Here is a 12,030-nt window from a genome sequence, read left to right on the forward strand (position 1 = left end):
TTGCCTGCCAATATATTGGCAGGCAATTTAGTTTTTACACTTCTTTAATAACTATTTCATGATCTGCTTATTCTTCAAAATAAAATAGATGACTTTTGCTATCATAGATGTTATTGATAGAGATTGTTAGAATCCTAAAAAGATGTTTTTAAACATGTTAGAATTGTAATTTTTATGAATTTAGACCGACTATAAGTATTAATAAGGTATTAAAACGTATTATACCATATTGATCATAATTATCCTGAGAATAATTATGCGGCTAACTCAGAAAATACAAACATCAGTTCTAGTATGGATTGTCCTTGTTTTGCTTATTTCTTCAAACATGTATTGTTATGCAGAAGAAATAAATATAAAATATAAGGACACTAGTGAATACAGCCCTTTATTTTCTATTCATAAATATAAACTAAAGCCATATAAATTAAACTCCCGAGAAGTACTAAAAGAAAAAAATGTTGATTCGATAGCTTTATTTAAGGAATTAGCATTTTCTTACGCCAAAGCTAATAAGGCAAAATTAGCTTGCCGATATATAGAAAAGTACATACAAGTAAGTTTGGACGTTTCTTTTGTAAAGCATAGTAATTTTGATTCAATTCATGATTCAGATCCTTATATTAAATTAGTAGATAAATACCATCAAAAATTTGATTTTTGGTGGTTGTTTTGTTTATATGTTGGATTTGTAGGTGTATTTATTTCAATAGTATTAAATTTTAGGAGATGCGCAGATAAAATAGCTAATCTCTTAATGAGTGTTTTTTTATTTCAACACTCAGTTTTTATAATTAATATTAGCCTATTACCTACAAATTATGAGTTTTATTTTCCGCATTCATTATACCTATCAACACTATTTTCATTTTTGTATGGGCCACTTATTTATTTTTACTTTAAAAGAGTAGTTCTAAAATATAGGTTTAGACCTGTAGATTTGTTGCATCTGGTTCCTACACTATTCCTTCTTCTTTTATTATTGCCAGTATATAATTTGTCTGGAGAAGAGAAATTGTGGGTAATGCTAAATGATAAACGCCCGTATATAACCTTAATATCAGATTCTAAGCTTTTGTCATTATTGATATATATGATCTTAGTGATAAGAATATATATAAAATCGGTTAAGAGTAATATAGCGATACCAAAAATGCAATATCGCTGGCACAGGAATATTATTATTTTATGTTCGCTACATATAATATCATATGTTTTTTATGATATCCTGATGATAAGACGTGTTGCTGATGATTTTCCTATTAATTTTCAAATTCTGTCAATTGCATTATTGATCTTATACATTAGCTATACTGCATTTGTAGAACCAGGTGTATTTAGTGGATTAAAAATGATCAAAAATGAAATGCAGAAAGGGTTAAATAATGGATTGAAGAAATATAAAAAATCGGGTCTCACAGAACAACTCTCTCTAGAATTAAAAGAAAAGCTACTAGAATTATTAGAAAAAGATGAAATATATCGAAGAAATGATATAAATCTTCAAAAGCTTTCAGAATTACTTAATACTTCAAGACATAATACTTCTCAAATTATAAATGAACACTTCAATCTTAACTTTTTTGAATTGATTAATATGTATAGAATTGAAGAAGCAAAAAAAATATTAAAAGATAAACAATATCAATATGAGAATTTCAATATTATTGATGTGGCTTATGAGGTAGGTTTTAATAACAAAGTGACTTTCAATAAGTCATTCAAAAAATACAATCGAATTACACCATCAGAATACGTTAAATCCTAAAGGTAAAGGGCTCTGTCTACGGGTAAACTTTCTTCGGAAAAGGGTAAAGGCTTATAGGGGTTACCTTTTTTTATACCTGTAAAATGTTTCTTTGGGCTATAATCATAAATAGGAGGGATGAATGTATTATTTCCATTTAAACTTTGTTCAAGTTTTGTGAAAGTAAATTTGAGTTAGCCATCAAAATATTCTAATCCTTCCTTTTATGGTTATATCTAATAACTATGTTAAGTATTAATTTTTTGAAAACTTTTTTATCTATGAAAGTACATTATTACAAGTTTCTAATGTTATTTTTCTTTGTGTGTAGTATTTCCTTTGCACAAGGAGAAAGCATATCAGGAACAGTTACAGATGATAAAGGATTACCACTTCCGGGTGTGAATGTCCTTATCAAAAATACAAATAACGGAACTCAAACCGATTTTGATGGAAATTACACAATCTCTGCTAATAGAGGTGCTGTAATTTCTTTTAGTTATGTTGGTTTTGAGACCAAAGAAGTTGTAGTTGGTCAGAATACTACAATAAATATTCAGTTAGCTACTTCTGCTGCCGAGTTAGAAGAAGTTGTCGTTACTGCATATGGTGTTTCTAGAAGATCGAATGTAACTTCTGCGATATCAACAGTAGGTGCACAGGATTTACAAGATTTTGTACCTTCTACTAGTATTGATAATATCCTTCAAGGGCAAGCTGCTGGTGTGCAGGTTACTGCTGCAAATGGACGACCAGGAAATACAGCATTTGTTCAAATACGTGGTGTTGGTTCGATTAATGCTAGTACAACTCCTCTTTATGTAATAGATGGAGTTCCTGTTCCTATTACAGATAATACCTTAAATAATAATTTTAACCCATTAGGAAACTTAAACCCTAATGATATAGAATCTTTATCTATACTTAAGGATGCTGCTTCTGCTTCTAAATACGGATCCAGAGGAGCGAATGGTGTAGTTTTGATTACGACCAAAAAAGGTAAAAAAGGAGATGCTAAAATTAAATTTATTTCTTCTTATGGTTTCGGAGAGCGTATTCCGGATTCTTTTGATTTAATGAATGCAGCTCAGAAACTAGAAATAGAGCGTCAATATGCTGCATTAGGTGTTGGTGCTGCACAAAGTTTACCTGGTGCTACAGCTACAACTCCTGAGCAACGTCAGGCGTTTATTGATCTAGACACGAATTGGGAAGACGAGCTTTTAAGAAAATCAGTTATTCAATCAAATTCATTGTCTATATCTGGAGCAAGTGACCGTTTAAGTTACTTTTTCTCTCTTGGATATAACAAAGATACAGGTATAATTGATAGAATTAAAGGTTTTGAACGAATCACAGCTCGTTTAAATACTACATACCAGGCAAAAGATTGGCTTAGTGTAGATGCTAATGTTTCTTTTGCTAGAAGTACTACAGGTCTTCCTAGAGATAGAAACAATGTTCAGAATCCATTTAGAGGAATGTATGATTATAATCCTTATGATCCACTTTTTTCTAGAGATACAGATGGAAGTATTTTACTAGATTCTCAAGGGAATCCTGTATATAATCCAACAACTACAGGTTTTCCGATTGCTTTAGCGCTACAAACAGAGCCAGAAGACAATCGTAACTTTTTAATTTTAGGTAATGTAGGTGCAGATCTTACATTATCAGAGAAATTTTCAAATCGTTTTGCTGTTGGTTTAGTAAGTAATCGTTTTAACAGAACAAACAGATCTATTCAGGGAGGTGTATTACAAGGATTTATTGGTGATGCTAATTTCCCTGGAACTCAAACAGAAAATTTTGCCCTTGATTTTGAATATAATGTATCGAACCTATTAAGCTATAACGATACTTTTAGTGACCTACATAATGTATCTGCTAGTTTCTTATTAGAATATAATGAAAATATCAGAACAGATTTACGAGCAGATGGTAGAGGATTCCCATCTCCAAATATTCCATATTTAGATGCTGCTGCAGAACCAACAAGAGTTGGATCAGAAGAAGATAGAAGAGTTTTATTCTCTCAGGCATTATTTGTAGATTATGATTTTGATGGTAGATATATTGCTTCTGCTTCGGTAAGACGTGATGGATCTTCGAGATTCGGACCAGACAATAAGTATGGTACATTTGTAAGTGGAAGTTTAGCATGGAATATAGCTAAAGAAAGTTTTATGGATGATTCATTTTTTAATGATTTAAAACTTCGTGCTTCTTATGGAACAGCAGGTAACCAGAATATTCCTGATTTCCAATTTTTACCGGTATTAGGATTTAATAATACCTATAACGGTCAGACAGCAGCTGTACCTTTAAGAGCACCAAACCCAGCTATTCAGTGGGAGTCTCAGGCCATTCTTGATATTGGTTTAGAATTTGCATTCTTAAACAATAGAATTAGTGGTGTTGTAGATTACTTTAAGAAGACTTCAAAAGATCTTCTTCTTAACAGACCTATTTCTTTTACTGTTGGAGATCAGGATAATGCTATTTTCCAGAATATTGGTGAGGTAGAAAATAGTGGTGTTGAAGTTACTTTAAATGCTGATGTAATACGAACAGAGGATTTTCTCTTATCTGTAGGAGGGAATATTACACTGTTGGATACAAAAGTTAATAAACTAATCAACGGCCAAGATATTGTTACAGGTACATTTGGTAATATTATTCTTAGAGAAGGGCAAGATATTAATTCTTTCTATCTAGTAGAGTATGCTGGAGTGAATCCTGCTAATGGTGCACCACAATATATAGACCTTGATGGAAATGTTACAGAAACATACAATGATAGTTTCCAAAAAATTCAGGAAGGAAAATCTCCAATAGCTAAGTATGAAGGAGGATTCTATACTTCTGTAAAGTATAAAGGATTTGGTTTAAGAGGTGACTTTGTATACAGAGGAGGAAACTATATATTAAACAACCAACGTCAACAAGGTATTGCAATAGGAAATATTAACAGAAACCTAAGAACAGAAGCTTTTAATTACTGGAGACAACCAGGAGATACAAATGTATTACCAAGCCCGTTATTTCAAGCTACTGCTGATCAAGGAGGAACAACAAGATTCTTAGAGAAAGGTGATTTTATTAGATTAAGAACATTAACTCTTGATTATAACATGCCTAGAAAATTCTTAGACGTTATCAAATTAGAATCACTTAGATTATTTGTTACTGGTCAGAATATTTGGACAATAACAGACTACAATGGTGATCCAGAAATTGGTATAGGTTCTGCAGAATCAGGAAATCAAGGTAATGCAGGTTTTGTTCCTGGAGAGTTTAGTTTGTTTAGTTACCCACAAACGAGATCTTACACGTTTGGAGTTGAAGTAGGATTTTAATTTAAAAAAAAAGAGATGAACAATAAAATTTATATAGTAGTTCTTTTATTTCTATCGTTAGGGTTTTTTGCCTGTGATGATGAATTGAACGATTTGCAACCTTTTACAGAAGGTAACCCAGATACTTTCTTTAATACCCCAGCCGCTTTTCAAAATGGTGTAGATGGTGTTTACAGACAATTATGGTTGTATTATTCAGACCCTAACTCTGGTTTACAAGGAATTCCAGATATAATTTCTGATAATGTAATACAGGCACAGACCGGTAGAAGATCTAATGATGATTACCATGATCTTAGATATGTAGCTAGTACTCTTGGACCTATTCCATTATACTGGGGAGAGGCGTATGATGCAATTAGTGGTGCAAACCTGGTAATAGGGCAAATTGATAATCTTAATGAAGGCTCTGAAAAGGATAATATTCTTGGACAAGCATTAGCGGCAAGAGCATGGGCACATTTTGATTTGGCAAGACTTTATGGTAAAATCCCAACGCAGAGTAGTGATGCTAATGGTTCATTAGGTGCTATATACCTTAAAGTAGAAGATGGTGATACAGGAGATCCATTTGCACAACCTGCTAGAGAAACTGTAGCATCAAATTATACCGAAATTATTGGTGATTTAGAGCGTGCAAAGACATTAATAGCTGATGATAATGGTGAAGGTAGATTAGATAAAGATGGTGTAAATGCATTATTATCCAGAGTATATCTATATAATGGAGAATATCAAAAAGTTATCGATGCGGCTGATGCAGTTACTCCTGCATTAGCAACAGCGGCAGAACTTCCTGATGTGTATATTGATAAAACTAATGCTGGAGTTGTAATAGAGCTTTCTATTAATTCATCTTCAGAATCTAATGGTAATAATGTTGGGGTTCTTTACAGTCAATCTTCTAGTACTGCAACTATTTCAGAATATGTATTGGATTTCGATTTCTTTAATAGTATAGATGCTAATGATGTAAGAAGAGATGTTTTACAATTTGTAGGAACAAACCAAGGTAATGACTATAACGCAATCAAAAAGTTTTTGGGTGAAGAAGGTCAGGTTAATGGTTTAGTAGATGTAAAAGTACTGCGTTATGCAGAGGTGCTTTTAAACAAAGCTGAAGCGCAATTTGAGCTAGGACAAGAAACTCAGGCATTAGCTACTTTAGATCTGTTAAGAAATGAGCGTTTTACTTCTTTTACGGGAGGAGAAACAGGTGCGGCTCTTGAAGATGCAATCCAATTTAACAGAAGAGTTGAATTAGCTTGTGAAGGTCATAGATTTTTTGATCTAAAGAGAAGAGGAGAAACTATGTCAAGAAATGCAACTAGAGGTGATATTATTGATGGTACAGGAACTGCTCCTGAAGCTCCAACTCTTGCAGCAGGAGATTTCAGATTCCAGTTCCCTATTCCAATAGCAGAGATTAATGCAAATCCAACTATAGCTGGACAACAAAATCCAGGGTATTAATTGGATATACACTGTTTGTTATATAAACAAAATTACCCGTCAACTTATAAGTTGGCGGGTAATTTATTTTTTATCCTACCTGTTTAATTTTTTTAGCGTAATCTAACGACGTTTTATATTATCTACAAAAAGTTAGGTGCATTTCTCTCCTTTTATATCACCACAACTAATATGTACAGCAGGATTATTTATGTTATCTAGAAACAATTTGTTACTTTTTTTTATACATAAAAAAGAGAGAAAAAACTTCAGACATGATAAGAATGCATGTTTTTCTGTGTCCTCAGAATCAGAATAACTATATCTTCTAAAATTACAGAATATCTTGATGATATATGATCAAAGTTGCTTGATCTTGTTTAGTTTAGCTTTCCAAACATCTAGGCTTTCTTTATGTTTTTCGATATTCTTTCGTACATCTCTTACCATTGGGTTATCATCTTTGGCGTGTTTAAAGAACTGAAGATTGTTTTCTAATTGACGAATTTCACCATTAACTTCATCAATTTTTTTACGAATAAAGCTCTGCTCGTTTCTAAGAGCTCGATCATCACTCTGGCCGGATAAAGTATTTAATTTATTTTCGTATTTAATCAATTCTGTTTCTTTACGACCCAAATTAAGTTGTTGAAAGAAACCATCCAGAATTTTATTATAGTCGGCTTCTATATTTTTCTTTTTATATGGTACTCTACCCAAAGTTTTCCAGGTAGCAATGTTTTCTTTTATGGTTTTAAGATCGGCTTCAGTATCTCCAGAAAGCTCTAGTTTTTTAAGAGCTTCGATATGTTCCTGTTTCTTTTCTAAAGAAACGAGCTCTTCTTTATTAGCTTCATTTCTCTCTGCATGAAGTCTATCAAAATAAAAATTACATGCATCTTTAAACCTTTTCCAGATTCTATCACTATCTTTTCGAGGTACATGACCAATTTTTTTCCAATCAGATTGAATCTTTTTCATAAGTGGAGTAATAGCAGTAAAGTCATCACTATCCTTATTGTCTTCTGCAATCTGAATCAGTTCCATTTTTTTATTTAGATTATCAAACTGATCTTTTTTAAGGCCTTTATAAAATGCATTTTTATTACGATTAAAATCTCTTACAGCAGTTTTAAACTCGCTCCAGGTTTGCTCATTTAAACTAGAAGGTACTTTTCCTGCTTTAAAAAATTGATCTCTTAAGTCCTCAATTTCTTTTATTTTTTGTTGCCAACCATTATGATTTTTAGGATGATCCTGGCTAACTTCAATAATTTTTGCAATGATTTCCCTTTTAACCTCTAGGTTTTGCTCATAGATTTTATCCTGATCCTTAAAATATCTTTGGCGATTTTCATGAATTTGCTTTGTTAATGCACTAAATTTTTCCCAGATAGGTTCTCTATATTCTTTTCCAACAGGTCCTAAATCTTCTTTCCACATTTTATGAAGCAGCTGCAATTCTCTAAAAGCTCTATTAACATCGGTTTCCTGTGCTAACTCTGTGGCACGCTCAATAATCTTAAGCTTTTGCTCAAGGTTATGTTTAAAATCAAGATCTCTGAATTCTCTGTTTAAATGTAGGAAATCATAAAAATTCTCAGTATGATGATGATAGGTGTTCCATACCGTATTGTATTTATCCCTTGGTATAGGACCTGCATTACGCCATCTCTCCTGAATACTTTTAAAATGATTGTATGTTGTATTAATATTTTCGTCTACATTAAGTAAACCTTTTAATTCATCAATTAACTCTAATCTTCTTTTTAGATTTTCCTGCAAATCTTTTTTAAGATTTTGATAATATGAATTTCGTTTTTCTTTATAATCAAAATAGACAGAATTAAATTCTTTTTTTATTGGTGTAGAATAGTAGAAATCTATAATATCACCACCATCAGCTAAGAATTCTTCTTTTTTTTGTTCTACTTCTTCATTAAACTTTTCATTAAACTCGCTTTTGATTTCCTCTACATGTTCTCTAATTGCCTGAATTTTTTCATTTTTGACCAATTCTCGTAATTCTTTGACCAATTCTTCCTTGTTCATGGCATGATAATCCTTCTTCTCGATATTGTGACGCTCTATCGTGCTCTCATCCTCACTATGCTCGGCAACTGCTTCATTCATTTGATCTTGAATTTGATCTTCACCAGCAGTAGTTTTAGACTTTGATTCTTCTTTTTGTGCAGTAGTTGGGGCATTATTCTCGTCTACAGATGGTGTTGTGTTATTTTCTGAAATAACTTCATCTGGAGTAGGCACATTTTCTTGCGCAGTATTATGAGTATCTAGTGTTCCTTCTGTAGTTGCACTACTAGTTTCAGACTCAGACTCTTCTTCTATAGCATCAGTAATCTGTGGATTAACAGATGTTTTAGATTCTTCGTTTTCAGAGTGTTCTGTGTTTTGAGTAGCTATTTCGTCAGAATCTTCTGATTTAATAGCTTCCAGGTTTTCATTTTCTAAGTTTACATCTAAAATCTTAGTCTTATTTTCTTCATTTCCATCTGCCTTAGGCAGGTTATCACGTGTGGACATTGTGTGAGCGTTTTTGTTTGTCTGAGTTTAATAGCCTGACTAAGATACTAACATATTAGAAAAACTCAAAGTTATTGAAAGGTTTTAAGACTACTTAAAAAGAGTTTTAGTAAGAATTTTATGACAAAATGAGCCTGAAATTACATATTCCAGATCTCCCAGGCTTTTTCTGCTTGCAGGATTAACATTTGTAATCCATTAGAAACAGTGGCCCCTTTTTCTTTTCCTTTACTCATGAAAGTAGTTTCATCTGGATTATAAATCAAATCGTATAAAACATGATTTTTGGTAATGAATTCATAAGGGATATCTGGGTAATTATGAATGTTAGGATGTGTTCCTAGAGGAGTGCAGTTTATGATTAGTTTGTATGCTTGTATAATATCTTCATCGAGATCACTATAACTTAGTTCGTTAAAATCAGGATTACGTGATACAAATGTGTAGTCAATGTTTAAATGACTTAATGCATATGCAATAGCTTTTGAAGCGCCTCCTGTACCTAGAATTAAGGCTTTCTTTATTGTTTTGTTAAGTAATGGCTTTAGAGATTCTGTAAAACCATAATAATCGCTGTTATATCCTTTTAATTTTTGACCCTTATCAAACTTTATAACATTTATTGCTCCAATCTCTTTGGCGATTGGGTCTAAATCATCCATATATTGAATTACTTCTTCTTTATAAGGTATGGTTACATTTAAACCTTGTACATGGGGATCTTTGGTAACTTCAAGAAAATCCTTGATTTGGGTAAGATCGAAGTTGTTGTATTCACAATCTAGATTTTCTTTTTCAAATTTTTCTGAAAAGTAACCCTTAGAAAAGGAATAACTGATGTTTCTACCTAATAAACCGTATATTTTTTTCATTTTGAAGTTTTTAGCGTTTTTTGGCCATACCATTCTAACCATAAAACGATACCAATACCTACGAGGATATAAAAAATTCCAATATAAGTTTCAACAGTTGTAAAATCAGGAAAATAACGATCATAATTATCGAGTATAGGGTTACCCAATGCATCAATTTGTGTATTTCCTAGAGCGTCAACTTTATAAATTTTATTTTTCCAGGGCCAGACGACACCTAAAGAACCAGTTATAAACCCAATAATCGCTGCAAAGGTTGCATTTTTATAGCGTTTTAAAACATATCCTAAAAAATGGGATAAGGTAACTAAACCAGTTAGTGAACCAAGACTAAATACAATAAGTACTTTTAATAATCGAGTTCTGTGCGCATTTTCTATAAAAGAAAAATCCCAACGTATAAGATCGGCTATTGTATCATATAAAGCATTTACAGAGTCGACCAGCAAAAGGACATAATTACCTAATAAGATAAGAATAAAAGACCCAGATAATCCTGGTAGTGTCATACCTGATACACCAATAATACCACAGATAAATACAAACCAAAGATTGTCATTTTCTTTTGCAGGAGCCAATAAACTAATACTAACCCCAACTATGATTCCTATAATAATAAGACAGATATTTCTTCTGTTCCAATCGTTAAAATCTTTTACTATATAATAAATAGAGCCAATGATCATTCCAAAAAATGCTGCCCATACATATAATTCATAATGAATAATGAGGTAATCCAGAATTTTAGAAACACTAAAATAGCTAATTAACATTCCTAAAATCAAAAGGCCAAGAAATCGTCCATTTATGTATCGCCAAAAGCTATTAAACCTAAAATTGATAAAAAGCTTAAATGCTTTAAAATTTATTTTTTGGAGAGAATAGATAAATTCTTCATAAAATCCGGCAACAAATGCAACTACACCACCAGAAACACCAGGAACTTTATTTGCAGCACCCATTGCAAGACCTTTAATAACAAGGAAAAGTCTATCAATAAAGGTTCGGGTACTTTGTTGCATTGGTTAGTTTGGTTTTTTTACAGAAAGGCGTTCTAAGATAAGGATTAATAGAAAACCTATGACTATAAAAAGTAAGACCCAAATCATTTTAACATCACCTTCAAATTGATTTGGCAGAATGCTTTTTTCTATGAAAGGAACTTCGATTCCTTCAGAATTTGTTCTCCAGGATTCGACTTTTTTCCAGGGCCATAACTTATTTAGCGAGCCTATCATAAACCCTGTAAGTATGGCCAAGGTCATATTTTTATGATGTTTAAACATCCAGTTAAGTGCTTTAGAAAACAATTTCAATCCTAAAACGGCACCAATAGCCATGATTAATATTTTATAAATAGCTTGCCACAAGATATCAAAATCCATTTGTACAACTCCATTACGTAATTGGTTCAAAATATCGATAGCTGTTTGGTAAACCCCAAGGATAAGTAATATAAAAGCTCCTGATACTCCTGGTAATATCATAGCAATAATTGCAATGAATCCACAAAACATAAGATACCAATTACTATCTGGTGAAGCCAGAGGTTCTGCTATAGTAATAAAATAAGAAAGTATTGCTGCCAGGATAATACCAAAGATTACTTTTGGTTTCCAGGCAGTGATTTGTTTTCCAATATAAACAATACTGGCAAGAACTAACCCAAAGAAAAATCCCCAAAGTAATAAAGGTTCATTATGAAGCAACCACTTTATAAGTTTTGCAAGAGAAAGAATACTGGTAATAATACCTAAAAAAAGAGCTGTTAAAAAAGATAGATTATATTTTTTCCATGAAGTTTTAAACCCTTCTTTTTTCCAAACAGAGAAAAAACCAAGATCTAGTCCATTAATAGTTTCGATCAATTCTTCATATATGCCAGATATAAATGCAATGGTCCCTCCAGAAACTCCAGGAACTACATCTGCTGCTCCCATTGCTAATCCTTTTGCAGAGATGATAAGGTAATCCTTAAGATTTCTTTGCATTCTTATTGTTTTTGGTGTTTTAAGTTAAAAACAAATGTATGGATTTTTGCAATGTAATCGATTAG

7 protein-coding genes are annotated in these 12,030 nt (G+C 32.1%); 3 read left to right on the forward strand and 4 right to left on the reverse strand.

All coding sequences use genetic code 11. The features are described from left to right. The first annotated feature begins 328 nt into the window (after positions 1-328). The 3 genes from ATO12_RS23880 to ATO12_RS23890 all read left to right on the forward strand — a co-directional run bounded on the left by ATO12_RS23880 (position 329) and on the right by ATO12_RS23890 (position 6,579). Positions 329-1,768 carry a helix-turn-helix domain-containing protein gene (locus ATO12_RS23880; protein ID WP_051576060.1) on the forward strand — a complete coding sequence of 480 codons (1,440 nt, stop codon included), beginning with the start codon at positions 329-331 and terminating at the stop codon, positions 1,766-1,768. A gap of 260 nt (positions 1,769-2,028) precedes the next feature. Further along, positions 2,029-5,106 carry a SusC/RagA family TonB-linked outer membrane protein gene (locus tag ATO12_RS23885; protein WP_034247520.1) on the forward strand — a complete coding sequence of 1,026 codons (3,078 nt, stop codon included), beginning with the start codon at positions 2,029-2,031 and terminating at the stop codon, positions 5,104-5,106. 15 nt (positions 5,107-5,121) lie between these two features. Further along, entirely contained in the window at positions 5,122-6,579 is a 1,458-nt protein-coding gene (locus ATO12_RS23890) for a RagB/SusD family nutrient uptake outer membrane protein (protein WP_034247496.1), read from the forward strand. 339 nt (positions 6,580-6,918) lie between these two features. Here ATO12_RS23890 and ATO12_RS23895 read toward each other — a convergent pair whose 3' ends face one another. From ATO12_RS23895 to ATO12_RS23910, 4 genes are all read right to left on the reverse strand, one after another. Beyond that, positions 6,919-9,102 (reverse strand): DUF349 domain-containing protein, encoded by a 2,184-nt coding sequence (locus tag ATO12_RS23895; protein WP_081802156.1) that lies wholly within the window; start codon positions 9,100-9,102, stop codon positions 6,919-6,921. Positions 9,103-9,242: 140 nt separating this feature from the next. Continuing rightward, positions 9,243-9,974, reverse strand: coding sequence for a shikimate dehydrogenase family protein (locus tag ATO12_RS23900; protein WP_034247523.1), 732 nt, complete (start codon positions 9,972-9,974; stop codon positions 9,243-9,245). Continuing rightward, positions 9,971-10,996 carry a DUF368 domain-containing protein gene (locus tag ATO12_RS23905; RefSeq protein ID WP_034247498.1) on the reverse strand — a complete coding sequence of 342 codons (1,026 nt, stop codon included), beginning with the start codon at positions 10,994-10,996 and terminating at the stop codon, positions 9,971-9,973. Before ATO12_RS23905 ends, ATO12_RS23900 begins: the two co-directional genes overlap by 4 nt. Positions 10,997-10,999: 3 nt before the next feature. Next, positions 11,000-11,965, reverse strand: a complete 966-nt coding sequence (locus tag ATO12_RS23910) for a DUF368 domain-containing protein (RefSeq protein ID WP_034247500.1) — start codon at positions 11,963-11,965, stop codon at positions 11,000-11,002. Positions 11,966-12,030 lie beyond the last annotated feature (65 nt).

The sequence above is a fragment of the Aquimarina atlantica genome (genome assembly GCF_000626715.1).
GTDB classification, from domain to species: Bacteria; Bacteroidota; Bacteroidia; order Flavobacteriales; family Flavobacteriaceae; genus Aquimarina; species Aquimarina atlantica.

Coding starts and splice junctions, on each gene's coding strand:
- ATO12_RS23880 (WP_051576060.1), top strand. CDS start 329: ATGTATTGTTATGCAGAAGAAATAAATATAAAATATAAGGACACTAGT.
- ATO12_RS23885 (WP_034247520.1), top strand. CDS start 2,029: ATGAAAGTACATTATTACAAGTTTCTAATGTTATTTTTCTTTGTGTGT.
- ATO12_RS23890 (WP_034247496.1), top strand. CDS start 5,122: ATGAACAATAAAATTTATATAGTAGTTCTTTTATTTCTATCGTTAGGG.
- ATO12_RS23895 (WP_081802156.1), bottom strand. CDS start 9,102: ATGTCCACACGTGATAACCTGCCTAAGGCAGATGGAAATGAAGAAAAT.
- ATO12_RS23900 (WP_034247523.1), bottom strand. CDS start 9,974: ATGAAAAAAATATACGGTTTATTAGGTAGAAACATCAGTTATTCCTTT.
- ATO12_RS23905 (WP_034247498.1), bottom strand. CDS start 10,996: ATGCAACAAAGTACCCGAACCTTTATTGATAGACTTTTCCTTGTTATT.
- ATO12_RS23910 (WP_034247500.1), bottom strand. CDS start 11,965: ATGCAAAGAAATCTTAAGGATTACCTTATCATCTCTGCAAAAGGATTA.